The sequence below is a fragment of the Rudaea sp. 3F27F6 genome, from assembly GCF_005503555.1.
Taxonomy (GTDB): domain Bacteria; phylum Pseudomonadota; class Gammaproteobacteria; order Xanthomonadales; family Rhodanobacteraceae; genus Rudaea.
On sequence record NZ_SCNG01000006.1, the window covers coordinates 310589 to 335702 of the forward strand.

The window sequence follows — 25114 nt, forward strand, 5'->3', positions numbered from 1 at the left end:
CGTCAAGCCGCATCGTGTAGCAATAATTCTTTAGGCGTATGCGGCAGCGTCGAACCCTATGACAAGCAAGCGTCATTCCGGACAGGCCCGCGCAGCGGGCGCGATCCGGTATCCAGCGCCTTTGAAGGCACTGGATACCGGCTTTCGCCGGTATGACGAGATAAAAATCTGCGCGATACCAGGTGCCGAATCTTTTCCGAAGCCGCCTCTTGTGGCAGCTAGTCATCATCCATCGGCGAGCCGGCGCACCAGCATCGCCATCCGGACAGCCCTTCCATTCGTGGTGAGGTATCGAACCACGAGCGGCAACCTCGGAATGTCGCACCGGCATGCCGTTTGCCCTTCGATACCTCGGGGCGAACGGAGAGGCATGCGCTGTACACGACACTACAACTTCCCCCGCAGTCGCGTGGTGTAGCGGTAATTCATCATCAGCGTCGTCAGATAAGTCGCGAGCTGCAGCACCGCCACCGTGTCTGCCTCCTCGGTGACCAGGCGCAGCGCGCGGCTGCGCTGCAGCACCGCTTTGTAGACCTTGTTGACCATGAAGCGCCGCTCGCCACTCCAGTTCGACACCGAAGTCAGCAGCGACTTGCGGTGCGACTGCAGCAGCCTGGCGACCGACCGCCGCGTCTCGCCTTTCGCGCTGCCTTCGTCGAACATGCGGCGCAAGTTGTCGTCGTGGAATTCCGGAAAATCCTCGGCCTCGGCCTGCCGGCGCTTCTTGTAGTAGCGGTCGAGCGTGCTGCGGATCGCCGACACCTTCCACAACTTGCGGCCGCTCGCGCGCAGCGGCGGCTTGCCGGCGATGCCTGCCATCAGCTTGTCCACGAACAGCAGCTTGTCGAGCGCCTTCCAGCCGGCGTATTTCTTGCGCCAGTCGAGTCCCGGCGTCAGCCAGACCGCGAATGTCTCGACGAAGTCCTCGTCCGGGTGATACTGCGCGTAGTAGTAGTCGAGATGGCGCACGTAACTCTTGCTGTACGGACGGAAGCGATACGTATCGCCATATTCCTCGGACGAATGACCGAACACGCGCTGCCAACTGCGCTTGCGGTTGAGGTCGTAAGCGTAAGTCAGCGCGTGACCGCATTCGTGGCGCAGCAGCTTCATGCACCAGTCGTCGGTGTCGCCTTCGGCTTCGAGCATCATCTTGCGCTGCAGTTCGATCAGCCGCGGATGCGCGAGATAGAACGGGATGCCGATCACCGGCTCGCCTTCCGGCGTCAGCCATTCGTCGGCCAGATAGCAGCGCGGCTTGAACGAGATATTGCGCGCTTCAAGTTCGCGGTACAGCTGCGCGATGCGCGCCTCGAGCCACGTCCCTTCGATGTGCAGCGGCAGCTCGGACAGGCGCAGCGCGAGCAATGCCGCTTCGGGAATCGTCGCGAGATCGACCGGCTGCGTTGCGGCCGGATCGGCTTTCCCCTTCACGACGTCCTTCGAGTTCGGCATTTCGCTTCGTCCTCCGTGCTGGCACTGCCAGGCGTATGCGTCTCCGAATGATTCTGCCAACCTGACTCAACGCCGCCGCGACACCGATTGGCGCAGATCGAAAGACCCTTGCGCCGCCCACTGCCACTCACCGCCGGGAAAAGTGTACTCTCAGCCGTGCCGCCGTGCGCAGCACCGCGGCATCGCGGCATCGCTTTGCACAACAGACTCATTCAACGGGAGATTGATTTGAAAGCACTGTTCGCCGTTCTTCTTGCCGCCAGCGCCATCCAGAGCACCGCGGCCCTCGCCGAGTCATCCGCCGCGAAAGCGTCCGCACCCTCGCCTCTGCTCGGCACTTGGGCCGTCGACGTCTCGCGCCTGCCGATGCCGCCCGAAGCGCGGCCGAAGAGCGTCACCATCGCATTCAGCGATGCGGGCGGCGAGAAGTGGAAGATCGACGTGAACATCGTCAACACCGGCGGCCCGACGATCAACGCCTACGGCACCTATCCGCTCGACGGCACCGCCGTACCGAGCCAAGGCAGCACGATCGAAGCCGATACCGGCGCGGTCAGAATGCCGGCGACCAACGTGCTCGTAATGGGACTCGGCAAAGGCAGCATGCCCGCTTCGACGCGCATCTACACCGTCAGCGCGGACGGCAAATCGATGATCGAAACCGCGGTCAACCACAACGGCGTTCCGGTGATGCGCACGAACTACTTCACGCGCGTTCGCTGAGCGGAAAGCACGAGCCAACTAGGCGCGCCTGCACCGAATGGGATTGCGGCAACCGATACCGCAATCCTTCACAACATCCTGGTGCAGACCGCATCGCGCCTCGTACGATCAGGACGCGCGCCGAAACGTCGAGCGGCTGCGCACGGCCAGCGCGTCGCAGGTCCGCCCTTCCTGCTTGACGATGTTCAGTTCCGTGCGACTCCAGCGCAACGTGTAGCGCGCGCATTGCGGTGCTTCGGCCTTCGCATCGGCAATCTCGGTCACGACGATCTCGATAAACCCGCTTTGCGACGAGGACGAATCGATGCGATAGCGCCGATCCTCCTTTGCCGCGAGCCCGTGCGCCCAGACCAGCGTCTTCGCATCGAAATCGAACTTCAGGCGTTCATAGGAATGCACGGTCTTCTTCGGGCCGTCGTCGTAAACATTGTGAAAGACCAACTCGTCGGGCGCGACCAGAGCGACGTTGGTCACCACCGGCAAAGTGACCTCACGCCGATCATCGCTGTAGTCGCGGTATGTCAGAGTGCCGCTCCAGCGCCCCTCCGCGTCGGGCAGCGGCGATTTCGGCGCGGGATCGTAGAGTGCGTGGGCGGAAGTAGCGAGAAAAGCGAGCAGCAGAACGGACAGGCGCAACGTCATCGGCGGTTCCCTATCGGCATGTCGATTGAAGCGGATTCGACTTCGATGCCTGGGAGTTTGGGAAGGTTTAGTTGCTGCGCGGATCAATCCGACGAACCGTGCTACCTAATCACCTCACCACTCGTCTATCGCGGTTTCGCGCGGCTCCCGATCAATACGCCGGCCCGCCAGGCTGAGTGGGGCCGGGCACGTCGGCCTCGGCGGACACGGAGTAAACCGCCTCTCCCATTCGTGTCCATGTGGCGAGATTGAAACTGTCGCCGGCCGCGATCCGCGCCACGCCGATATCGCGATAGGTCAGCGGCTGTTTCGTCGCACAGACCTGCGGCAGTCCCGGCGCTTGCAGGAAGTGGACGTGCCCGGTGCCGACCACGCTGGCGCTGCTGGCACCGGGCACCAGCAGCGCAGTCGCTTCGTCGACGGCGATACCGCGCGGTGCGCCGCTCCAACCGTTCGCAGCCACGCGACAAAGGAGGGCGACGTCGCGGCCCATGCGATCGCGCACGCCGAAGTGCGGGTCGCCGATGATGCTTTGCAACGTGCAGACCGCAGCGAAGTCGCGATCGAACGTCAGGTAGCGATTGAATGGATCGGCCAGCGCCTGGCTGCTGGTCGCACCTTGGCTGCCCCGCGCGGTGTACACGAACTGAGTGAGCACATTAAGCCCGGCGCTGGTGCCGCCCACCGGCACGCCCTGCGCAATGCGTGCGTTGAACGCGGTTTGCACGGCCGTGCCTTTCCAGAAATTGATGTAGCTGGACTGGTCGCCGCCGGCGATCCAGATCACTTCAGCGTTTCGCCGCCCGGGACCCCAGGCGTACGAATGCCGTCGCTGAGGAAATCGGCTCGCTGCGCGGATCTCGTTTGCGGACGAACCGCGCCCTTCCCGTCGGCGATCTATCGCATCCCTATGCGCTTCGTGCCGATCTTTGCAGAAACCTTTCACCGACCGCAGAGCCCAACTGGCGCATGCACAGGCTGTTGAGCGGGAATTCGAGCAGGACGTGAATCAAGCTGAGCAGAAGCAACACCATGAAGCCGTAGGCGTAGTTGAAAAAGTATAGTCCCGTGGCAGCCAGGCTCAGTGCCGCGATTCCGATAAGACGCGGCCTTGGAACCGCAGTCCAGCGAATCACATCGGCTTTGATAAACCAGTTCAGATAGTGATAGGTGTAGACGAACGAAAGCAGTCCGGTGATCCTGGCGTTGAACGTCAGATCAGGCATTCCGAGAACGGAGCCCAAAGCCGGCGCGATGTCGCCGAAATATTCCTTGCCGATGGCGCCGAGTTCCGGAACGACGGTCGCCCTCGATGGAGGGACAGCCAGTATCAGGACGATCGCCGCGAGATACACCGCGATCAACGCGAACTGCGCGGGGCTTCTCGAGCGCAAGGCCCCGGCGGTCATGAACAGCAGGGTGAAAAGCGACACGTGAATCAGCGTAGGCAGCAATATCCAGGCGATCCGGAACGGCGCGTCCAATTGACCCACGGCGGCGAAGCAGATACCGGCGACCGCGAGGCATGCCCATATGCGCCGCTGTGTCGGCGCGATCGCCAGGATCGCGCACGCAACGAAGCTGAAAGACACGATGAGCCCCAACCAGAACGAATCCGCGACGAACATCGCGCCCAGTGCAACCGCGCACAGCACCGCCGCGATCGCCCGGTGAGGCAGAAAATACTTTCGATCGTGCAGCCAGGAAATCTCGGTTAGATAGTGCGCGGGACCGAGTATGGCGTACGAAAGCACGAACAACTCGAACGGCAAAAGATACGAGAGCCCCAGCGCCGCGAGAAGCAGGATCAGGTGCGCGACATCGCCGCGCGCCCTGGTCGCCTGGCTGGTGTGCTCGGGCGAGCGCCGCGGTGAAGCGGAAGGCCCGGCGTCGTTCGTAGCAAGCGCCCTAATCGGCGGGGCACGTCGTTTGCGGCGCTTGGCAGTCATGGTCCGAATATCGCACAAACGCACCGCGGTTTGCATCGTCGCGTAGTACCGGAACAGCCGGCCCTCCGTCATGCGCCGGGTGAATTGCGACGGTGAAGAAGACGGACCCATTTTCTGCTATCGAGCCTGCGCCAAGCGAAGTACCGGCACCGCGGTATCGGCCCGGATTCTGGCCACCGCGGCAACGAAGATCTCGACCTTCCATCCCGGCTTCGCGAACCTGACCTCAACCGCCACGCGTGCTGGCGCGTTGCCAGGCGCGCTACGTGCATCCCATGCGTGACTCAAGCGGACGACATCGGCGATGCCGGCGAAAAAAACGATGCGCACAGAATGCGCGTCTTGCCGCTGCCCGCTTGCGCAAGCAACGCTTCGTTCACGGCCGACACTTCGCGCCGCCGCCCTAACCTGACTTCCATACTTTTGATCTCTTTTCTTCACAAGCCTCATCACATCCACGGGAACCATTCGGCCATGCGACAAGCACGTGATCGCTTCACGCGCGGTCATCCATGACTCTTGCCACAGGCAACTCGGCGAAGTTTTCTTCAGGCTTGCCGCCGGGGCTTTTTGGGCGCGCGAATCCACTCTTCGCTTGGGAAATGCCCGTGCAAATTTTTGCTCCCCATCTCGTCGTCCACGCCGGAGTGCAAACATGACGCAACTCTCTCGCCGTCGTTTTCTCGCCGGCGCCGCGGCGCTCGGCGCCGTTGCCGTCTGGAGCCGCGCGATCGCCGCACCCTCGCGGACGAAATGGCGTGAGCATCGCGAGTCGTTTCGCGAAGGGGTCGCCTCGGGCGATCCGACCTTCGACAGCGTGATGCTGTGGACACGCTATACGACGAACGCCGCGCAGCCCGTTTCGCTCGATCTCGAAGTGGCCGAGGACGCCGATTTCAAGCATGTCGTCGCGGTCAAGAAAACCACCGTCGCCGCCGACGCGGACTGGACCTGCCGCGTGCTCGTCGGCGGCCTCAAGCCCGCGCGCGAATACTGGTATCGCTTTACCGATGCCAACGGCAACGGCAGCCGCATCGGGCGCACGCTAACCGCGCCCGGCCTCGACGACTCGCGTCCGGTGCGCTTCGCCTTCGTTTCGTGCCAGAACGCGAATCTCGGGCCGCAGACGGCCTACCGGCGCATGATCTACGACGATCAGCACGCGGCAAGCGACGAGCGCCTCGGCTTCGTGCTGCATCTCGGCGACTTCATCTACGAACTCGTCTGGTATCCGGAAGACCGGCCGCAGGGCTACTACGATCGCCGCATCCGCGATCTCGTGCGCTATCCGCACGGCGAGAAGCATGGCGATTTCCATATTCCGACCACGGTAGACGACTATCGCGCCGTCTATCGGGCGTATCTCGCCGATCCCGATCTGCAAGACGCGCGCGCGTACTTTCCGTTCGTGTCGATGTGGGACAACCACGAGTTCAGCTGGCTCGGTTGGCAGAGCCTGCAAATATTCGAAGGCAAGACCCTGCCACGGCAAACGCGCAAGGTCGCCGCGATGCAGGCATGGTTCGAATACCAGCCCGCGCGCGTGAAGAAGCCGAACCCGTCGCTCGAACGTTTCGCGGCACCTCATGTCGTCGATGCGCCGATCAATCATTTCGATGACGACGGCCTGGGCCAGGAGCCGAACAACCTCGCCGCGCTCGCAAGCCTCACCGGTTATCGCGCGCTGCGCTGGGGCCGCCACATCGATCTCATCATCACCGACCAGCGCAGTTATCGCTCGGAGGACCCGACCGGCGACGATCGCGCGGATGTTTTCACGAGCAAGGATTTTCCGAATCTGTTCCCGCAGGAAGCGCAGGAAATTCTCGACGCCGGCCACACGGCGAACGGCGGAAAGCCGCCGGCGACGATTCGCTTCGGTGACAAGGAAATCGCGAACTTCCGCAAAGACAAGCCCGCACAAACGATCCTCGGCGCCACGCAGAAAAAGTGGTTCCTCGATCGGCTCAAAACATCGAACGCGACGTGGAAAATCTGGGGCAACACGACGGGTACGCTCGATTGGCGCGCCGATCCGCAGAATCTTCCGACTGGCCTCACCAAGCCCTGGCCCGGCGCCGGCTACGCCGGTTTCGGCGGCGGCGATCACGGCAGCGCGTATGTCGAGCGTGCGCAAATTTACGACTTTGTCGCGAACGAGGGCATCACCGGATTTGCCACGGTCGCGGGCGATCGCCACAGTTTCTGGGCCGGTCTTGCCGCGAAAGCCTTGCCACCTCAGAAATTCGAACCGGTGGGCATCGCGTTCGTCACGGGATCGATCTCGGCGCCCGGACTCGTCGAGTCCCTGGAGCACAAGTTTCCGAAAGACCACCCGCTGCGCCCGCTCTTCGTCGCCGATCGCGGCGGGCCCAAACCGGAGCCCGCGGTCAATATGCTGTTGCGGCACGGCGTGCGCAGCTGTCTAGAATATTCGAAGAGCGGCGACATCGGCAAAGCGCGCGCGCTATCGAATGCGGACAACGCGCCGCATCTGCGCTTCATCGACATGGGTGGGCACGGCTACACGGTCGTGCGCGCGAGTGCGGACGCGTTCGAGACTGAATTCGTCTGCATCCAACGACCGGTCGAAAGCAACACCTCGGCGGATGGCGGTGCACTGGTTTATCGCGTCAAACACCGCGCGCCACTGTGGAAAAAAGGCGAGGCGCCACAACTGGAACAACAGATCACCGAAGGCGATCCGAAACTTTCGGTCTGAAACTATCCCCGAAGGCGGTCGGGCTTATTTGAGATCGATGCTCATCAGCCGGCCCTGTTCATTGGCGATCGATAGCACGCACGGCAATCGCTCCGCATCGAATTCCTCAGTCGCGGTCCTCGAAGCCGACCGAGAGCGTGCCTACGTAGAGGGCGGACAAGGCTTTCGCGTATTTCTTGTCGTCGCTGCGGTAGGTGCCCTCGCCCAGGGGGATTCCCGAAGCATTCTCCGCATGCCTCAGGCCAACCGACTTCGGCGGAGAATCTTTGGTCATGGCTTCCAGTCGTCCGCCGTGCCAGTCGGTGATCGCGCCACCGTAGTCCCAATCCAGTCCCGTGTAACTGATCGGGGCACCGTTTTTCGCGGCGAGTTCAGCGAGAGTGACGCCGATGCGGAGACCGTTGTCGAAATGCCAACGCGATTTGTCGCCGATCACACGGATCGAGCCGATGCCGCGCTGGTTCGCGTCGTCGGCGAAAAAAATCTCCGCTCGGCGTTGCGGGTCATTGCCGAATAAAACAATGCCGTCGAACTGCTCGCCCTCCGCGCCGTTGACCTTCTCGATGCGCACATTTTTCGCGCCGAACCGGCGGCGCAGGTTCTCGAGCGTGACTTTGGCGTGGAAAAATCCCGGCAGCAGGTAGGTACTGTCGGCGTTGAGATCCGCGGGCGCGGCGTCTTCCCAAAGTTTGACGCCCTGCAGCGATGCCGAGCGCCGCACTTCGTCGGACTCGCTCGCCGTGGGCGGCGCAGCGATGGCAGACGAACATGCACAGACCACGGACCAGCCCAGCAACCAAAGTCTCCACCGTTTTCCGTTCCAGTTTTTCACTTTTCCCCCTTGATACTTAGCGAAATCATCGTCCGCGCCCGAGGGAATGGTATCCCTTGGGATCGCCATCGAGGCGTCGGATTATCGGCTTTCGGCAATAAGTATACCCAGCATTCGCAAAGTCCTTGCTCTCTCGATGGCCTGCCGCCTGTTCGCTACGCTATGGCAAAATCATCACAGCGTTTCATTCGAATGCCGCGCCGACCAAGGAGCCCGTCACTTGATGCGTTCAATCCAGAGGAACATCATCGCGCTCTCGCTACTAGCCGCAGGCCTTTGCGGAAACGGCCAGATCGAGGCCGGGCAGCGGCAACCACCGATATACAGCCCAGCGGAATTGCAAGAGGACTATGCCGTCCTCCGAAAGGCTTTGGAGACGACTTACCCCAGCCTGTACCGGTTCACCGACCGTTCGATCATGAGCCAATATCTGGACGACGCTTTTCGGTCGTTAGACAAACCTGAGACGGAAACTGAGTTTTATAAGCTTGTTGCTCTCACATGCGCCAGAGTGCACGACGAGCATCTGATACCGCGGCCCTCGGAGGCCTATTATCTTTCGCTCAAGGACACTCACCATTACTTCCCGTTTTCTTTGAAGATCATCGACCGAAGGCTTTACGTCCTTACGACGGCGCAACCGAATAGCGCAGTTCCCACGGGATCCGAGATCCTCTCCATAAACGGAAGGTCGGCCGAAGAGCTTCTCGCCACCTTGCTGCCCTCCATTCCGTCTGACGGCTACATTCAGAATTTCGATCTTCGTCACTTGGAAGACTACAGCATGACCGAAGAGGAGAACCTCTTCGATCTGAACTATCCAATCTTAGTCGAAGATACCGATTCCTATCGGATCGAATACATTGACAGGTCGGATCAATCAAAAATAAGCGTGGCAGTCGTAGCGGGACTAGGTCAAAGTGACTATAAGCGCTACCTCTACGATCGAGTAAAACTGAAAGCTCCGCTGGAGTTCAAATACCTCGCAAGCGACATAGCCTATCTGCGCATCGCTTCCTTCCTGCCCTGGCACAGAGCGCGCTTCAAACAAGACTTCTACGCACTGTTTGAAAGCATATTCAAGGATTTGAACGCGCATCACACGGGTAATCTGATATTGGATTTGCGCAACAACGAAGGCGGAGACGGAACTGGCGAAAAATTGCTGACCTACTTATTGAACAAGCCGTATCGGCACTTTGCATCTGCCGAGTTCAAGTTCGTGGGCTCTCCGCCGGTGTCCGCCTATCTGCAAAACGGCAAAGACTTATCCGTTGACGAATCGTCGGTCGAGCGGACGGATTCCGGAATGTACCGGCTGAAGAAGACGTCGATGCCTCTGCTAGATGAGCAGCGACCGGACGTGAACCACTACAGCGGAAAACTGTATGTTCTGATCAATGGCGCTACAGGTTCGATGGCGTCGGTCGTTGCCGATTTTCTGAAGGGTAACGGCAGGGGGACATTCATCGGCGAGGAGAGCGGCGGCACCATGGAAGGCAATACGTCGCACAGCATTGCCAGGCTGGTCCTGCCTCATTCGAAGATCAGAGTGGCTGTACCGTTGCTCAAGACGGTGAATGCCGTCGCCTTCACCAAGGGAAGGGGCGTAGAGCCGGACTATCGGGTCGGCCCGACGATCGATGACCTCATGAAGGGTGTCGATACGGAGTTGATGTTCACCATCAATCTGATCGGATCAAAGAATTGAAACGCCAAAGAATGGAGCGCGCAAGCGTTCTGCATCCGGCCGGCACCGACCTTTTCCGCCGTCAGAAAGGTCTACTCGGACCCCGGCTTTGTTTCTCCGGCGCGGCTCTTTGAAAACGGGATCAACGAGCGCCACCGTTCTTTTGAATCCAGTTCAACGACCCGGCTGCCGAAACCGGTTTCGTAGCGCGTTAGGTTGAGTCCGAGGATATATGCCGCGTACGCAACGGCAAACCACAACACCGGGCCGTGCCCTTTCTCCGGCCACCAAGCGAACCAGGTTGCCGCATCGACCAAGGTCGTAATTTGGCCGCTCATCTTTTGCGCGATGAAATCGCCGATTCCCTTGTGGGACATATTCAGTAAGGTCGACGGATGCAGTACGGTGCCGACGAAGCCGCTCACTTCGATGTAGAGCAGCGTCCACGCCGCAGCCACACCATAGAATCCGCCGCCGAACTTCATCCACTTCGCGTGCATCAGGCTGTCCGAAGTTTCTTGGGATTCCTTCTCCGTCTTCCGCATTGCTTTAAGACGGGTATCGATCGACTTGTGGTCCCCGTCGCGTGCAAGTTCACCGCGGCTATACAACCGATAAAACAGCAACCAGCTCAACGCCATGACGGGCAAGCCAAGCTCGAAGACGGCGTGCAGAAGTTCGGACAACGTCAGCGACATACGGGTCCCCTGGAGTGAGCAACCCGTGAGTGTACTCCGACTCGCCCATTCGGTTGCGTAGCCCCGCGGCCGCTATCCTCTCCCGACAAACGAGCACAGAGTGTTCGACACGGCAAACAAAAAAATGGCGCTTGCGAAACAATGTGCAGGGCGGGTTCAAGCCCTAGACAAGGCACAGTTGCCTGGTTGAACCGTCCAGAAAATTAGGGGTGGTGCAAAGCCCCCTGCTTTTTCTCAGTGCCACCCGCGCGAGTTGCTGAAATTCCCTCGGCCCACATCGATGGACAGGCTCACGCCGCCGGTTGGGTGATCGCAACTGCCGAAATTTTTCGAGGCCTGGACACTGCCGGTCTGGTAGTTGCCGCTCATGTGGTTGCCGGCAACCACGCCCATACCGACACTGCCATGTACCTGCGGCTGGGTGTAGGCCGCGTCGTCGCATGCCGGCTTGCGCGAATCTGCGGCATCTACGGGCCGGTTGGCGGAATCTGCGGCGTCTACAATCCGATTGGCGGCTTCATCGTAGTGCGTGTCCGGCGGCGTCGAGTTTGCCGGCGATGGCTGCACCGTCGCTGTTGTCGGTGCCGGTACTGTTGCCACTGTTACCGGCGTTGTTGCCTGCGCTGTTCCCGATGCAGCTGATGCCGGGTCAGCGACCGTCGAAGCCGCCTTGGTGCTCGGCGCGGGCGTGGCAGCCGTGTTTGTTTGCGCCGATACGCTGTTGGGCGGCAGCCTCAGGTTCAGCGGTTTCGGTGCCGACTGCGCCCATGCCGACGTCGCCACAACGCTGGCGGCGAGAAGGATAAGGTTGCTTGTGCGTAGCATGTCGCCTCCGGAATACGTTGACCGCAATGACGTTGCCGGACCGACTCTACCGGAACGAGAGTTAACGAGCACCAAAGGCAACCGAGTCACTTCAGAGCCAGGCAACTGTCCTTAGAGAGACCGCGAATACGACCGTGGGAGGTCCCGCTCGCGTCGTAATGAGCCTACTCCTTTTTCCAACCGCTTCCTTCAGAGTCAGAGGTCTTCTCCAATCGGGAAAGTCCACTCCGATCCCAGTTTTGGCCCCCAGCTTCCCCTGACCGGTACACTGGTTGCCAAAGACACACTTGGCGCCGACTGATGACGAAACCGATTCGACTCTCAAAACACCTCGCCGACCTCGTCCAATGCTCACGCAGCGAGGCAGAGCAGTACATCATAGGCGGCTGGGTTTCGGTCGACGGGCGCGTGGTCGAAAACCCGGCGCATCCGGTGTCGGGCGAAGTGGTCACGCTCGATGCCACCGCACGGCTCGGCACCGTCGAGCCAGCCACTTTCCTGCTGCACAAGCCAGCCGGTTTCGACACGATCCACGGCCCCAAGCCCGCCGCAGAACTGGTCCAGGCCGCCACGCGCTGGCCTGACGATCCTTCCGGCGTGCGCCTGCTCCAGCGCCACTTCCATAACCTGACGCCGCTAGTGCCGCTCGACAACGAAGCCAGTGGCCTGATGGTGCTGACCCAGGACGGCCGCGTGTGGCGCCGGCTCACCGAAGACGGCGATGAGATCGAGCAGGAATTCGTGGTCGAGGTGAGCGGCGACATCGCGCCTTATGGCCTAAGCAAACTCAACCACGGGCTGCATTACGGCGGCCGCGCGCTGGCGCCGTGCAAGGTCAGCTGGCAGAACGAGGTGCGCCTGCGCTTCGCGATCAAGGGCGTGCAAGGCGGCCAGCTGCGCGACATGTGCGCGCAGGTTGGCCTCAACGTGGTGGCGATCAGGCGCATCCGCATCGGCAGGATCGCGCTGGCCAAGATGCCCGTCGGCACCTGGCGCTGTCTGCCCGTCGGCGAACGCTTCTGAGGCGAGCGTCAGGCCAGTGCGCGCCTGACATGGGCCGGACCTACGCGCCACGCACGCGCAGCGTCAGTCCCTTGAGAAAATTGCGCAGGATCTGGTCGCCGCATGGACGGAAGTTCTTTTGGCCGGCTTGTCGAAACAGCGCCGACAGCTCCGGCTTGGACAATGGAAATCCCGCATCCGCGAACACCTGGTGCATGTCCACGTCTTTCAGCTCGAAAGCCACCCGCAGCTTTTTCAACACCACGTTGTTGCTGATGCGCTTTTCCACCGGTCGCGGCGGCAGGCTGTCATCTCGTCCGCGAAGGTGGAAGATCAGCCCGTCGAGAAAATGCGCCAGCACCTCGTCGGTACAAGCGAGGTAACCGGGCTCACCTTCCTTCTGCAGGAAGCCACGCACATCGTCGCGTTCGATGACGAGCGACGAATCGGCCAGGCGCGCGATCTCGATCACCTTGGGTTCGCTCAGGTCGAGCATGTAACGGATGCTGCGCAGGACGTCGTTGTTGATCATCGATCCAAGATGCGGTCGGGGAATGCTGGCAGTCTAACGCACCGAGAGAAGTGCCGGCAGAAACACGGAGCCGGTGGCCGTCTACGCCGATGAGTTCCGCCATGATTGGAAAGTGCGCTCTGGAAGTGCCCTCTGCCCCCTGTTTTGGACCCCTGTTCTCGATTCTGCTATTGAACCCGTTTCCCTGCAGGCAGAAAATGAACTTGACCCCATTTCCCCTCCGAGCGACGGATTTGTGCGCCGGGTGGAGGCGATGGCGCGGGCCGATGATGCACGGGCGCGGTGGTCTGCGTCTGCGTGCGGATGACAACCAGGGGAATGCGATGAAGCGATATCGGGAAGTGTGCGCGTGGGCGGTGATGGCCGCGGCGGTGTTGTGCGTATTGTCGGGGTGTGCGTCGGTGGGCAAAGGCGACGTTGCGGGCTTGCCGATGGAACAGCGCGTGGGACCGGGCTTGTTGGGCGCTGGCTTGGTCGGCGCGCCGGCCGGTTGGCCAGAAGCAGTGCCGCTGCCCGAAGGCGCGCCGATCGACGGCTATCGCTGCGTGGGGCGGCATTGCACTTTGTGGTTCGGGCTGATGACTTTAGACGAGGTGATGGCGCTGAAGCGCAATTACATCAAGCTGCTGCGCGATAGCGGGCAATGGGAGCTGCTGGGCGCGGACGATCAGTACGAGCCGCAGGCTTTCCGCTATACCGGCAAGACGGAATCCGGCTGCGGCTACACCTTGGAAATCAAGCAAGGTTCCATCCCCAACGACTATTACCACCGTTGGCGGGTGTCGACGTCACTAACGTGGTGAGCGGGTGACGCGGCTAAATCGGGGTCAGAGTCGACTTTACCGAGGATTCCTACACTCAGCTTCGCGGTTCACGATATCGAACAAAGGCAGGTTACGGGACGCTGCGCACGCCCAGCACAGGATGACCACATGCCTCGCCCTCCTCGACTCGATCTAGCTGGCGTAGCGCAACACATAGTCCAGCGCGGCAACGACCGCCAACCCTGCTTCTTCACGGCCGACGATTATCGACGCTATCTGCGCGACCTCAAAGAGATTGCCCTGCACGAAGGCTGCGCGATCCATGCCTACGTGCTGATGACCAACCATGCTCACCTGCTCGTCACGCCGTCCGACGTTGGCCACGTCAGCCGCATGATGCAGGCACTCGGCCGACGCTACGTCCGCCACATCAACCAAGCGCACCACCGCACCGGTACGCTCTGGGAAGGCCGATACAAAGCCTGTTTGGTCGCCAGCGATGCCCATCTTCTGCAGTGCCATCGCTACATCGAGCTCAACCCGATGCGCGCCGCGATGGTGGCCGACCCGCGCGACTATCTGTGGTCAAGCCATAGGCACAATGCGTTCGGCGAGCATGATCCGCTGGTTCATCCGCATGCCGTCTACCGTGAACTTGCCGCCGACATTGAGCAGCGACGCGTGCACTATCGCGCCTTCGTCATGGACAACGTCACTCCCGAAGAAACCGACGCCATCCGCATTCATCTGCAGCGCCAGCACCTTTACGGTGCCGACCGCTTCCGCCGAGCCATCGAAGCGCGACTCGGCTGCACCGTTGGTCCTCGCTAGATAAAGTCTACTCTGACCCTGGTTTCCGGAGCCTAGTCTCCTATATTTGTTTCCCGCGCTTTCCTACCTCGCCCCGAAATCTATCGGTAGTTCCGCTGCGGCAGTGGGCCGATGGGATCTTCAGAGCAAAATACATTATTTAATGCGTCCAAAAGACCAAAGACTTCTTCCTCTACCTCAAAGAAATCAATTCTTGGCTGGGTCGTTAGTTTAATACCTAGATCAGCTAGCGCTATAATCAATCGATGCTGATGATCTTTGAAGCGGAAGCCATCAACGCTAGCGGACTGAATTAATGCATTTGAATCATCAATCACCTTCGCAACACCCCTCATCCTCCCCCTATATTTCATCGAAACTTGCATAACGCCGAGTCTGGAGTTTTCGAAAGCAAGCGCATAAATTCGATATATATCAACACTTGACAAATTCAGCCTATCGCGCTTTCCTATTTCTGCCGTCAAATAATCGTAGAATATTTTACTATGGGAAACGTGATTGCCGAAGGCGGTAGCGGCGGTAGAATTTATGTAGCTCAAAAGAGCAACCACAATTCCTCCGACGGTAGCGATCCAGGCACTAATTTTGGAAAAAACGTCGAGCACATCGATGGATCCAGCAAACAAGTCTTTGGTTGACTTGATGCAGTCGCTGCTGAGACAAAAAGATTGCCTCCAAAGCGACTTATTGAAGACAGTCCACGACACTGAAATGATTGAAAGCAACAGACCTAAACTTATCACAACCGCCAAGCTAAAAAATAAAGTCTGCAGTCCACGCCTTCTAATCCAATTGATAGTAGAATTCATGCACGAAGTCTCTTAATCAGTTAAATTCTGGCCTAATAATGTTCAGCTTTAAACGCAGACTCTTCGCGATTTTTGGATAGGTTCTTTGGATAAGATTTAATCGCTCCTGCAGAAGATAAAAACGACGATGATATCCATATGTTTCTTTATACCGACCGTATTCATTAGCCAATCTAGACGCAGTGGCATGCGCGCGAATTAGATCCTTTTTTGAAGCCAATGGTCTAACTCGAAGAAGCCGCCTCAATAACACCCCGTGTTGAGAGTGCCCTACCCGCTTGAGTTTGTTAACCCGCCCCAAACATCGATTAAACGCCTTCCGATAAGATGACGTAAATCTAAAATTTGCCTCCAAATAAATTAGCTCCGTATATCGAACAGATGCGCGAATTCTTCCGACCTCATCAGCTGGGAGACGTGGCTTATCAAATGCAATCCGCAACCCATGAACTATGAGCGGGGAAGTCGAAATTCGCTCAATGCGATTCTTCTTCAAATTGAGTGGAAGACCTCGCTCCACAAGCATGTTATCGACGATCTTTAATGCATATCCGAAGTCGTAGTTTAGAACCTTACTAGAAATAGTAATATCGTCAACATAACGAGTATAGACGAGCGACTTCAGACGGAGCCTTTCGACAACATATCCCTCAAGATCATGCAGACTCAACATTGCCAGATAGCTTGATGTTAAACCTCCCTGAGGGAGACTTCCTTTATGCGTGCACAGACACGCGAGCACCTTCGATACTCGACTGCCGTAGCCAAGTAGCTCACGAAAAATCCGATAGACAGTGTCGTGATGCACATTGCCAAAGAAATTTTTGATGTCCAACTTGAGCAGACTCTTCGCGCCGCAATGACGGCGAGCACAAGCGACGTAGTCCTTACTTTGGACCTCCCCATCCGGGCTAGACACGTTGGGAATGGACCCATAAAGATGATCGGGCCATTGGAAAGCGGCGGATCCGCTAAGCAGCCTAGTTACTAGCCTCCTCTGGATCTTTCGAATCAGAGGATGTGGGTTATATATTTCCCTAATCGTGCCATCAGGTTTTCGTTTTTCAGGGATTGGCTGAAAGCGAACATCATCTGTGAGCCGGAGAGCCTGGAACAACTCATCCTGCGTGATCGCCAAGACCCTGCATAATCTGCTGACGGACAGGATTGGACCTAAACGTCCACGAAGTCCATATATGGGTTTCGGTTGCATGTGTGAAACTCAGGCCTAGTCAACCCATGACTAAAGGGCTTGGTAGAGAGATGCCGTATTTGCAAGCGCTTCCGCCAACAACCGCCATCTCTCTATCCCTAGGCCTGATACCACACGCTTCTCCGGAACGGAGAGCGGGAGAGTATTACCTCCCAGACGTGCCCGAGATTAAAACATTCCTCGAGCGCTCATAGAGCAAAATTGGCGAAGCTTTACAGCTTGCTGCTACGGCCGAGCGATGCGCTCGGGCGCAATAAAATTACTGCATTCGAAGCAAACGAGCAACCTTTTCCGGCTCGTCATTAAGAAATCGTGGAACGGCACACTACATATTTCTTCGATACTCCCCACCGACACCATACAGCGCATGGCTGATCTGCCCTTCGCTGTTGTACTTCACCGCTTCCATCAACTGCGCAAACACATTCTCGCGATCACGCGCAGCCTGCTGTAGGCGCTTGAGGCTCTCCGGCGCAAGCGCATTGCGATTCACCCGATAAGCCTCGACATTCGCAATCTGCTGCCCCTTCTCCTCTTCGGTCGAGCGAATCAGCTCAATCGTCGTGGTGATATCCCCGCCATGCTCCTTCGGCAAGAACGTATTCACGCCGATCAGCGGCAGGCTGCCATCGTGCTTCTTGTGCTCGTAATACATCGACTCTTCCTGGATCTTGCCGCGCTGGTACATGGTGTCCATCGCGCCGAGCACGCCGCCGCGTTCGCTGATCGCCTCGAACTCCTTGTAGACGGCTTCTTCGACGATGTCGGTCAGTTTGTCGATGATGAAGCTGCCTTGCCATGGGTTCTCGCAGAAATTGAGGCCTAGCTCACGGTTGATGATGAGTTGGATGGCGACGGCGCGGCGCACCGATTCTTCGGTCGGCGTGGTGATCGCTTCGTCGTAGGCATTGGTGTGCAGGCTGTTGCAGTTGTCGAACAACGCGTACAGCGCCTGCAAGGTCGTGCGGATGTCGTTGAACTGGATTTCCTGCGCGTGCAGGGAGCGGCCGGAGGTCTGGATGTGATACTTCATCATCTGGCTGCGCTCGTTGGCGCCGTAGCGCTCGCGCATGGCGCGCGCCCAAATGCGCCGCGCGACGCGGCCGATAACGCTGTACTCGGGATCCATTCCATTGGAGAAGAAGAACGATAGGTTCGGGGCGAAGTCGTCGATGCGCATTCCGCGCGCGAGGTAGTACTCGACGATGGTGAAACCGTTCGACAGGGTGAAGGCGAGCTGCGAAATCGGGTTCGCGCCGGCCTCGGCGATGTGGTAGCCCGAGATCGACACCGAGTAGAAGTTGCGCACCTTGTGGTCGACGAAGTACTGCTGGATGTCGCCCATCATGCGCAGCGCGAATTCGGTGGAGAAGATGCAGGTGTTTTGCGCCTGGTCTTCCTTGAGGATGTCGGCCTGCACGGTGCCGCGCACGGCGGCGAGGGTTTCAGCCTTGAGGCGCGCGTAAGTGTCGACGTCGACGAGCTGGTCGCCGGTGACGCCGAGGAGGCCGAGACCGAGGCCGTTGTTGCCGGCGGGAAGCTCGCCACCATAAGTCGGCCGCGTTTTATCTTTGTATAGCTCGGCGATTTTCTTCTCTGCCGCGGCCCAACGTGGACCGTCTTCTTTCAGATACTTCTCGACGTTCTGATCGATCGCGGTGTTCATGAACATCGCGAGGATGATCGGCGCGGGGCCGTTGATCGTCATCGACACGGATGTGCTCGGCGCGGACAGGTCGAAGCCGGAGTACAGCTTCTTCATATCGTCGAGCGTCGGGATATTGACGCCCGAATTGCCGATCTTGCCGTAGATGTCGGGACGCGGATGCGGGTCTTCGCCGTAGAGCGTGACCGAGTCGAACGCGGTGGAGAGGCGCGTCGCCTTCTGCCCCTGCGAAAGATAATGGAAGCGGCGGTTAGTGCGCTCGGGCGTGCCCTCGCCCGCAAACATGCGCAGCGGGTCTTCGCCGGTGCGGCGGTACGGGTAGATGCCGCCGGTGTACGGATACGCGCCGGGTAGGTTTTCCTTCATGAGGAAGGTGACGAGTTCGCCCCAGCTCTTGTAGGTCGGCGCGGCGACTTTCGGCACCTTCTGATGCGACATCGATTCGACGTAGTTGTCGCCGTCTACGGGCTTGCCGCGCACGAGGTAGGTGTAGTGTTCGTCGGTGATCGACTTGAGGCGTGCGGGCCATTCGCGCAGCAGGTTGATCGCGTCGTTGCTGAGTTGTTTGACGGCGTCGTTGTAGTGCTGGCGCAGCGGAACAAGTATGTCGCTTTGCCTTCCTTCCCCCGTCGGGGGAAGCCGCGAGAGCCACGCGCCGGATGAGGGAGAGGCATCCCCCGATGCAGCGCCACTGTTTCCTTGCGAGGCTCTTCCCTCATCCGCCCTTCGGGCACCTTCTCCCGGTGGGAGAAGGGAATCGGAAGCGTACAGTTCCAATGGCTTCGGTAGATGCTGGTCGCCGAGTTCCTTGAGCGCCGTCCACAGCGCCTGGGCGCGATCGGCGATCTCGGCCTGGCGCGAGATCTGGCCGTTGATGCCGCGGCCGCCTTCGGCGATCTCGGCGAGGTAGCGCACGCGGCTGCCGGGGATCAGTACGGTGGCGCGCGGTTCTTTGATCGTGGTGTCGAGTTGCGGGTTGAAATCGCAGCGTGGGGCAATACCATCCCCACCCAACCCTCCCCTTGAAGGGGAGGGCTTAAGAGCGTTCTGCTCTTGGGGGGAGGTCCCAAAAACGTTTCGCTCTGAAGGGGATGGTTCCAGAGCGTTCTGCTTTGGGGCGGAGTGCTTCAGTGCGGAAGCGGCTGCCGTTGCCCCCCCTCCGGATGTCGCTTTTAAGCCCTCCCCTTCAAGGGGAGGGTTGGGTGGGGATGGTTTCGATTTGTCGCCAAGATGCAGCTTCTCGCGCAGCAGCCGGCACAGGTTGACGAACATCCAGGTCACGCCCGGATCGTTGAACTGGCTGGCGATGGTCGGGTAGACCGGCACCTGTTCGTCCTTGAGCGTGAAGGCAACGCGGTTGCGTTTCCATTGTTTGCGCACGTCGCGCAGCGCGTCTTCGGCGCCGCGCTTGTCGTATTTGTTGAGCACGACGAGTTCGGCGAAGTCGAGCATGTCGATCTTCTCGAGCTGGCTCGCTGCGCCGTAGTCGCTGGTCATTACGTAGATCGGGAAATCGACGAGATCGACGATCTCCGAGTCGGACTGGCCGATGCCCGCGGTTTCGACGATGACGAGGTCGTAGCCCTGCCCTTTCAAAAACGCGATGCAGTCTTTCAACAGCGCGTTCGTCGCCGCGTGCTGGCGGCGCGTCGCCATCGAGCGCATGAATACGCGCTTAGAGCGCAGCGAATTCATGCGGATGCGGTCGCCGAGCAGCGCGCCGCCCGAGCGGCGTCGGGTCGGATCGACCGCAAGCACAGCGATGCGCATCTGCGGGAACGCGTGCAGGAAGCGCAGCACGAGTTCGTCCACCGCGCTCGATTTGCCGGCGCCACCGGTGCCGGTGATGCCGAGCACGGGGGTCAGCGGTGAGCGGTGAGCGGTGAACGGCGAAGCGCCGCCTGCCCACTGCTTGCGCAATTTTGCGAGTTCCGCCTCGGAGAATTTGCCGTCCTCGATGGCGCTGAGCATGGCGCCGATGCCGATTTCGTCGTCCAGCGAGAGCGATGCGTCTTCCCGCTCACCGCTCACGGCTGACCGCTCACGCGCGTCGCGCCCAGCGTACGCGCGCGCCACCACATCTTCGATCATTTGCACCAGCCCCAGATGCATGCCGTCGTTGGGGTGGTAGATGCGCTCGACGCCGTAAGCCTGCAGCTCGGCGATCTCCTCGGGCGTGATCGTGCCGCCGCCGCCGCCGAACACGCGGATATGCTCCGCACCGTGCTGCTTGAGCATGTCGACCATGTACTTGAAGTACTCGACGTGGCCGCCCTGGTAGGAACTCAGCGCGATGGCGTCGGCGTCTTCTTGCAGCGCGGCGCGGACCACGTCCTCGACGCTGCGGTTGTGGCCGAGGTGGATCACCTCCGCGCCCTGCGCCTGGATCAGGCGGCGCATGATATTGATCGCGGCATCGTGGCCGTCGAACAGGCTGGCGGCTGTGACGAAGCGCAGCGGCGAGGTTTCCGCGGAACGGTCGGCGATCGGTAAGGACGAAGCGGGACGGGCCATGATGCGATCTCTAACGCGACGGTGATGCGGCCATTTTATGCCTTTGTCCGCCCCCGGGCGCTAGCGGTTTCGCGTGGATTTCGGGCCGTTTTGCACGATCGTACTTTTTTCGTCGAATCGGCCGGTAACGCGTTCGTCACGCGGCGGCTTTGCGGTAGTCGTCGAGCAGCCGCGTCAGCGCGCGGCTACAGCGCTGGCGCGTGTTCTTGTCGTTGAACAGGCGATGGTCGTGGTGGGTAGCGAGAGCGATGCCGAACAGCTCGAACGCGATCTGCGCCGGGTCGGCGTCGGTGCGCAGTTCGCCGGTCGTCTTCGCCAGACGCACCGCGCGCAGCAGTTCGTGGCGCAGGCGGCGCTCGAACATGACGATGCGGTCGTGGATCAGGCCGGGGCGGTCGTCGTACTCGATCGCCGCGCTGAGCAGCGGGCAGCCGCCCTTGGCCGAGCACAGCCATTCGAGCCAGGTGCTGACGATTGCCTGCAGGCGCGCCAATCCACGCGGCGCGCGCAGTGCCGGCACGAACACCTCGGTGCTGAACGCACGCGCGGCCGCGGTCAGCGCGGCGAGCTGCAGTTCTTCGAGCGAGCCGAAGTGAGCGAACACGCCGCTTTTCGACATGCCCACCGTCGCGGCGACGCCGCCGATCGACAGACTCTCGAAACCGCCGACGCGCACCATATCGACCGCGCGGTCGAGGATAAAGCCACGCGTGGTTTCGCCTTTGGACACGAAGGATTTGGACGGCATGCACCACCTTTGCGTAACGGAGCCGATTCGTCTTCCACAAGCCCGCCACGACCGCATCTGCGCGGTGTGAACGAGGAAAACAGAAGGCGCTTAAGCCACTCTAGCACGGTCGTGCTTTTTATTCCCTGCCGCTAGGATGCGCCGCCCTGCCGCCGCGGCACCGAAACGTGCCCGACGGCTTTTGCGCAGCGCAGAAAGCGAAACCGCGCCGCGCGGAGCACACTTGCAGAATTCGTCCGCCACACTCAAGGAGCAAGCCATGCGTCCGTTCCCCCTCGGCGAAGAACTCGATCTGCTGCGCGATTCGGTCGCGGCGTTCGCGGAAAAGGAGATCGCCCCGCGCGCGAACGCGATCGATCACGACAACGCGTTCCCGTCCGATCTGTGGCGCAAGCTCGGCGACATGGGCCTGCTCGGCATCACCGTCTCGCCCGACTACGGCGGCTCGGGCATGGGTTATCTGGCCCACCTCGTCGCGATGGAAGAGATCTCGCGCGCGTCGGGCTCGGTCGGCCTGTCCTACGGCGCGCACTCGAACCTCTGCGTAAACAATATCGCGCACAACGCCAACGAGGCGCAGAAGAAGAAGTACCTGCCGAAGCTGTGCAGCGGCGAGTTCGTCGGAGCGCTCGCGATGAGCGAACCGGGCGCCGGTTCCGACGTGGTCGGCTCGATGACCTGCCGCGCGGAACAGAAGGGCGACGTGTGGATCGCCAACGGCTCGAAGATGTGGATCACCAACGGTCCCGACGCCGACGTGCTGCTGGTCTATATGCGCACCGCGCACCGCCCGGCCGGCTCGCGCTGCATGACCGCCTTCATCGTCGAAAAAGGCATGAAGGGTTTCAGCACCGCGCAGAAGCTCGACAAGCTCGGCATGCGCGGCTCGAATACCTGCGAGCTGGTCTTTGACAGCTGCGAGATCCCCGACGAGAACCGCGTCGGCGAGGTCAACGAAGGCGTGCGCGTGCTGATGAGCGGCCTCGACACCGAGCGCCTCGTGCTCAGCGGCGGCCCGATCGGCCTGATGCAGTCCGCGCTCGACATCGCCCTGCCCTACGTGCGCGAGCGCAAGCAGTTCAACGCGCCGATCGGCACCTTCGGCCTGATGCAGGGCAAGATCGCCGACATGTACACCGCGCTGCAGTCTTCGCGCGGCTACGCCTACATGGTCGCGCAAAACTACGACGCCGGAGTGAAATCGCGCATCGACCCGGCCTCATGCCTGATGCACTGCTCGCAGAACGCCGTGCAGGTCGCGCTCGAAGCGATCCAGACGCTCGGCGGCAACGGCTACATCAACGAGTATCCGACCGGACGCATTCTGCGCGACGCCAAGCTCTACGAGATCGGCGCGGGCACGAACGAAATCCGCCGCATGCTGATCGGGCGCGAGCTGTTCCACGGCAAGAGCTAGGCATGGACCGTACGCCGCCGTCTCGTCGCGGCGGCGGAACGTCCAATTGCCGCACCGCGACAATGTGTCGATAATCACCAAGTTCTGTAACGCCGCAGTTCGAATATCGCTATTGCGCTCGGGGTGAGATAACGAACCACGAGCGACGATCCGGAAAGATGTCCGCCCTTCGATACCTCAGGGCGAACGGCCTCCGATTTTCAAACCGAAGCGTCATACGGAACTCACGAATCTTCTTTGCATACGAGGAAATCCCCATGTCAGACATCGTCATCGTCGGCGCTATGCGCACCGCCATCGGTTCCATGCTCGGCCAGTTCACCGGCGTACCGACGCCCACGCTCGGTGCCACGGCGATCAAGGCCGCGATCGAGCAATCCGGCGTCGCCGCGGACGACGTCGGCGAAGTCATCATGGGCTGCGTGCTGCCGGCCAATCTCGGCCAGGCGCCCGCGCGCCAGGCCGCGCTCGCCGCGGGCCTGCCGAAGTCGGCCGGCTGCACCACGATCAACAAGGTCTGCGGCTCGGGCATGAAGGCGATCATGCTCGCCAACGATCTGATCAAGGCCGGTTCGGCCAGCGTCGTCGTCGCCGGCGGCATGGAGTCGATGACCAACGCGCCGCACGTGGTCGCCGCGCGCACCGGCCTGCGCTACGGCGACGCCAAGCTCGTCGACCACATGGCGTGGGACGGCCTGACCAATCCGTACGACGGCAAGTCGATGGGCGTGTTCGCCGAAGCGACCGCGGCCAAGTACGGCTTCACGCGCGAAGCGCAGGACGCCTACACGATCGAATCGGTCAAGCGCGCGCAGGGCGCGATCGCCTCGGGCGCATTCAAGGACGAGATCGTCCCGGTCAAGGTCGCGACGAAGAAAGGCGACGTCGAGTTCGCCGTCGACGAACAGCCGGGCAAGTCCGATATCGCCAAGATCCCCACCCTCAAGGGTGCATTCGCGAAGGACGGCACGGTCACCGCCGCGTCCTCGTCGAGCATTTCCGACGGCGCCGCCGCGACCGTGCTGATGAGCGCCGACGAAGCCGCCAAGCGCGGCCTCAAGCCGATCGCGCGTATCGTCGCCCACGCGACCAATTCGCACGAGCCGGAATGGTTCACCACCGCGCCGGTCGGCGCGATCCAGAAGGTGCTCGACAAGGCCGGCTGGAAGGTCGGCGACGTCGATCTGTTCGAGGTCAACGAAGCCTTCGCCGTCGTCGCGATGGCGCCGATCAAGGACCTCGGCATCGCCCACGAGAAGCTGAACGTCAACGGCGGCGCCTGCGCGCTCGGCCATCCGATCGGCGCTTCGGGCGCGCGCCTCGTCGTCACCCTGCTGCACGCGCTGAAGAACCGCGGCGGCAAGAAGGGCGTGGCTGCGCTCTGCATCGGCGGCGGCGAAGCCACGGCGATCGCGGTCGAACTGGTGTAACCACTGGCGGCGCGTTGCGCGCCGCCACGTTGTCCAACTTTCGGGGAACTGCCATGAAAACCAAATCGATCTTCGTCTCGACCGCATTGACGCTCGCCCTCGCCGCCTGCGGCAATGCGCAGGACGCCAAGGAAGCCGCGGCCAAGGCCAAGGAATCGGCCCAGCAGGCTGCGCAGCAGGCGCAGCAGGCCGCACAACAGGCGGCGCAGGTCACTCAACAGGCGGCCCAGCAGGCCGGCCAGGCGGTGCAGCAGGCCGCGCAGACCGCGAGCGACGGCATGCAGCACGGCAGCGACTCGGCCAAGCAGGCGGTCAGCAGCGCGGTCGACGCGACCACGCAAGCCGCCGCCAACGCCGCGGCCGCCACCAAGGACGCAGCGGGCAAGGCCTACGACGCGACCAAGGAAGCGGCCGGCAAGACCGCCGACGCGGCCAAGGCCGGCGCGCACGAAGTGGCCGAAGGCGCGAAAGCGGTCGCGAGCGACGTCAAGGACGCTGCGGTCAAGACCAAGGAAGCGGTCGAAAAGAAGGCCGAAGAACGCTGAGCGTTCAGAGGCCGAGTCATGCAGTCCAGGCCGGCCGCCTCGCGCGGCCGGTTTTGCTTATCGATGCGGCACGAGCGGGTGGGCATCCGTTCGCGCTGAGCGCAGCG

General features: G+C 60.9%; 20 protein-coding genes. 9 read left to right on the forward strand and 11 right to left on the reverse strand.

The features are described 5' to 3' along the window. Nucleotides 1–387: 387 nt before the first annotated feature. On the reverse strand, nucleotides 388–1455 hold the full coding sequence (locus FFS30_RS21140; protein WP_137915172.1) for a hypothetical protein: 1068 nt from the start codon (nucleotides 1453–1455) through the stop codon (nucleotides 388–390). 228 nt (nucleotides 1456–1683) lie between these two features. Here FFS30_RS21140 and FFS30_RS21145 point away from each other — a divergent pair, with 228 nt between their 5' ends. After that, nucleotides 1684–2178, forward strand: coding sequence for a hypothetical protein (locus tag FFS30_RS21145; protein ID WP_137915173.1), 495 nt, complete (start codon nucleotides 1684–1686; stop codon nucleotides 2176–2178). Between the two features lie 108 nt (nucleotides 2179–2286). On the opposite strand, the gene FFS30_RS21150 is transcribed toward FFS30_RS21145, so the two are convergent. The 3 genes from FFS30_RS21150 to FFS30_RS21160 all read right to left on the reverse strand — a co-directional run bounded on the left by FFS30_RS21150 (nucleotide 2287) and on the right by FFS30_RS21160 (nucleotide 4805). Then, the gene (locus FFS30_RS21150; protein ID WP_137915174.1) at nucleotides 2287–2820 is read right to left on the reverse strand and encodes a hypothetical protein; all 534 of its coding nucleotides are present in this window, start codon (nucleotides 2818–2820) and stop codon (nucleotides 2287–2289) included. A 151-nt stretch (nucleotides 2821–2971) separates the two neighbouring features. Next, nucleotides 2972–3607, reverse strand: a complete 636-nt coding sequence (locus tag FFS30_RS21155) for a Type 1 glutamine amidotransferase-like domain-containing protein (protein ID WP_171014774.1) — start codon at nucleotides 3605–3607, stop codon at nucleotides 2972–2974. Between the two features lie 121 nt (nucleotides 3608–3728). Beyond that, nucleotides 3729–4805, reverse strand: a complete 1077-nt coding sequence (locus FFS30_RS21160; protein ID WP_212742533.1) for a hypothetical protein — start codon at nucleotides 4803–4805, stop codon at nucleotides 3729–3731. Nucleotides 4806–5424: 619 nt separating this feature from the next. Between FFS30_RS21160 and FFS30_RS21165 the strand changes: the two genes are divergently transcribed. Beyond that, entirely contained in the window at nucleotides 5425–7491 is a 2067-nt protein-coding gene (locus tag FFS30_RS21165; protein WP_137915176.1) for an alkaline phosphatase D family protein, read from the forward strand. Nucleotides 7492–7597: 106 nt separating this feature from the next. Here the strand turns inward: FFS30_RS21165 and FFS30_RS21170 are convergent, their stop codons facing one another. Beyond that, the gene (locus FFS30_RS21170; protein WP_137915177.1) at nucleotides 7598–8392 is read right to left on the reverse strand and encodes a hypothetical protein; all 795 of its coding nucleotides are present in this window, start codon (nucleotides 8390–8392) and stop codon (nucleotides 7598–7600) included. A gap of 154 nt (nucleotides 8393–8546) precedes the next feature. Between FFS30_RS21170 and FFS30_RS21175 the strand changes: the two genes are divergently transcribed. Then, the gene (locus tag FFS30_RS21175; protein ID WP_249352580.1) at nucleotides 8547–10034 is read left to right on the forward strand and encodes a S41 family peptidase; all 1488 of its coding nucleotides are present in this window, start codon (nucleotides 8547–8549) and stop codon (nucleotides 10032–10034) included. Nucleotides 10035–10105: 71 nt separating this feature from the next. On the opposite strand, the gene FFS30_RS21180 is transcribed toward FFS30_RS21175, so the two are convergent. Then, nucleotides 10106–10711, reverse strand: a complete 606-nt coding sequence (locus tag FFS30_RS21180) for a hypothetical protein (RefSeq protein WP_137915179.1) — start codon at nucleotides 10709–10711, stop codon at nucleotides 10106–10108. Nucleotides 10712–10945: 234 nt separating this feature from the next. Continuing rightward, nucleotides 10946–11536 carry a hypothetical protein gene (locus FFS30_RS21185; RefSeq protein ID WP_137915180.1) on the reverse strand — a complete coding sequence of 197 codons (591 nt, stop codon included), beginning with the start codon at nucleotides 11534–11536 and terminating at the stop codon, nucleotides 10946–10948. Between the two features lie 300 nt (nucleotides 11537–11836). Between FFS30_RS21185 and FFS30_RS21190 the strand changes: the two genes are divergently transcribed. Continuing rightward, complete coding sequence (locus FFS30_RS21190; RefSeq protein ID WP_137915181.1) at nucleotides 11837–12559, forward strand: rRNA pseudouridine synthase; 723 nt, start codon at nucleotides 11837–11839, stop codon at nucleotides 12557–12559. 40 nt (nucleotides 12560–12599) lie between these two features. Here the strand turns inward: FFS30_RS21190 and FFS30_RS21195 are convergent, their stop codons facing one another. Beyond that, nucleotides 12600–13070, reverse strand: a complete 471-nt coding sequence (locus tag FFS30_RS21195; protein WP_137915182.1) for a DUF1456 family protein — start codon at nucleotides 13068–13070, stop codon at nucleotides 12600–12602. 266 nt (nucleotides 13071–13336) lie between these two features. Here FFS30_RS21195 and FFS30_RS21200 point away from each other — a divergent pair, with 266 nt between their 5' ends. Together FFS30_RS21200 and FFS30_RS21205 are read left to right on the forward strand one after the other, a co-directional pair. Continuing rightward, nucleotides 13337–13873, forward strand: coding sequence for a hypothetical protein (locus FFS30_RS21200; RefSeq protein ID WP_137915183.1), 537 nt, complete (start codon nucleotides 13337–13339; stop codon nucleotides 13871–13873). 129 nt (nucleotides 13874–14002) lie between these two features. Beyond that, complete coding sequence (locus tag FFS30_RS21205; RefSeq protein WP_137915184.1) at nucleotides 14003–14665, forward strand: transposase; 663 nt, start codon at nucleotides 14003–14005, stop codon at nucleotides 14663–14665. 80 nt (nucleotides 14666–14745) lie between these two features. On the opposite strand, the gene FFS30_RS21210 is transcribed toward FFS30_RS21205, so the two are convergent. The 3 genes from FFS30_RS21210 to FFS30_RS21230 form a co-directional block, all read right to left on the reverse strand. Next, entirely contained in the window at nucleotides 14746–15474 is a 729-nt protein-coding gene (locus FFS30_RS21210; protein WP_137915185.1) for a retron Ec48 family effector membrane protein, read from the reverse strand. Nucleotides 15475–17012: 1538 nt separating this feature from the next. Further along, complete coding sequence (locus tag FFS30_RS24355) at nucleotides 17013–20867, reverse strand: methylmalonyl-CoA mutase family protein (protein ID WP_249352577.1); 3855 nt, start codon at nucleotides 20865–20867, stop codon at nucleotides 17013–17015. A 136-nt stretch (nucleotides 20868–21003) separates the two neighbouring features. Then, nucleotides 21004–21615, reverse strand: coding sequence for a TetR/AcrR family transcriptional regulator (locus tag FFS30_RS21230; RefSeq protein ID WP_171014776.1), 612 nt, complete (start codon nucleotides 21613–21615; stop codon nucleotides 21004–21006). A gap of 259 nt (nucleotides 21616–21874) precedes the next feature. Here FFS30_RS21230 and FFS30_RS21235 point away from each other — a divergent pair, with 259 nt between their 5' ends. The 3 genes from FFS30_RS21235 to FFS30_RS21245 all read left to right on the forward strand — a co-directional run bounded on the left by FFS30_RS21235 (nucleotide 21875) and on the right by FFS30_RS21245 (nucleotide 25007). Further along, nucleotides 21875–23032 (forward strand): isovaleryl-CoA dehydrogenase, encoded by a 1158-nt coding sequence (locus FFS30_RS21235; protein ID WP_137915188.1) that lies wholly within the window; start codon nucleotides 21875–21877, stop codon nucleotides 23030–23032. 257 nt (nucleotides 23033–23289) lie between these two features. Then, a complete protein-coding gene (locus FFS30_RS21240) occupies nucleotides 23290–24462 on the forward strand; it encodes an acetyl-CoA C-acyltransferase (RefSeq protein ID WP_137915189.1) in 1173 nt (390 codons plus the stop codon). A gap of 53 nt (nucleotides 24463–24515) precedes the next feature. After that, on the forward strand, nucleotides 24516–25007 hold the full coding sequence (locus FFS30_RS21245; RefSeq protein ID WP_212742534.1) for a hypothetical protein: 492 nt from the start codon (nucleotides 24516–24518) through the stop codon (nucleotides 25005–25007). Nucleotides 25008–25114: the final 107 nt, after the last annotated feature.

Excerpts from the sequence above, each read along its gene's own strand:
- FFS30_RS21140 (WP_137915172.1), bottom strand. The coding sequence starts at position 1,455 with ATGCCGAACTCGAAGGACGTCGTGAAGGGGAAAGCCGATCCGGCCGCA.
- FFS30_RS21150 (WP_137915174.1), bottom strand. The coding sequence starts at position 2,820 with ATGACGTTGCGCCTGTCCGTTCTGCTGCTCGCTTTTCTCGCTACTTCC.
- FFS30_RS21160 (WP_212742533.1), bottom strand. The coding sequence starts at position 4,805 with ATGCAAACCGCGGTGCGTTTGTGCGATATTCGGACCATGACTGCCAAG.
- FFS30_RS21165 (WP_137915176.1), top strand. The coding sequence starts at position 5,425 with ATGACGCAACTCTCTCGCCGTCGTTTTCTCGCCGGCGCCGCGGCGCTC.
- FFS30_RS21170 (WP_137915177.1), bottom strand. The coding sequence starts at position 8,392 with ATGGCGATCCCAAGGGATACCATTCCCTCGGGCGCGGACGATGATTTC.
- FFS30_RS21175 (WP_249352580.1), top strand. The coding sequence starts at position 8,547 with ATGCGTTCAATCCAGAGGAACATCATCGCGCTCTCGCTACTAGCCGCA.
- FFS30_RS21180 (WP_137915179.1), bottom strand. The coding sequence starts at position 10,711 with ATGTCGCTGACGTTGTCCGAACTTCTGCACGCCGTCTTCGAGCTTGGC.
- FFS30_RS21185 (WP_137915180.1), bottom strand. The coding sequence starts at position 11,536 with ATGCTACGCACAAGCAACCTTATCCTTCTCGCCGCCAGCGTTGTGGCG.
- FFS30_RS21190 (WP_137915181.1), top strand. The coding sequence starts at position 11,837 with ATGACGAAACCGATTCGACTCTCAAAACACCTCGCCGACCTCGTCCAA.
- FFS30_RS21195 (WP_137915182.1), bottom strand. The coding sequence starts at position 13,070 with ATGATCAACAACGACGTCCTGCGCAGCATCCGTTACATGCTCGACCTG.
- FFS30_RS21200 (WP_137915183.1), top strand. The coding sequence starts at position 13,337 with ATGATGCACGGGCGCGGTGGTCTGCGTCTGCGTGCGGATGACAACCAG.
- FFS30_RS21205 (WP_137915184.1), top strand. The coding sequence starts at position 14,003 with ATGCCTCGCCCTCCTCGACTCGATCTAGCTGGCGTAGCGCAACACATA.
- FFS30_RS21210 (WP_137915185.1), bottom strand. The coding sequence starts at position 15,474 with ATGAATTCTACTATCAATTGGATTAGAAGGCGTGGACTGCAGACTTTA.
- FFS30_RS24355 (WP_249352577.1), bottom strand. The coding sequence starts at position 20,867 with ATGGCCCGTCCCGCTTCGTCCTTACCGATCGCCGACCGTTCCGCGGAA.
- FFS30_RS21230 (WP_171014776.1), bottom strand. The coding sequence starts at position 21,615 with ATGCCGTCCAAATCCTTCGTGTCCAAAGGCGAAACCACGCGTGGCTTT.
- FFS30_RS21235 (WP_137915188.1), top strand. The coding sequence starts at position 21,875 with ATGCGTCCGTTCCCCCTCGGCGAAGAACTCGATCTGCTGCGCGATTCG.
- FFS30_RS21240 (WP_137915189.1), top strand. The coding sequence starts at position 23,290 with ATGTCAGACATCGTCATCGTCGGCGCTATGCGCACCGCCATCGGTTCC.
- FFS30_RS21245 (WP_212742534.1), top strand. The coding sequence starts at position 24,516 with ATGAAAACCAAATCGATCTTCGTCTCGACCGCATTGACGCTCGCCCTC.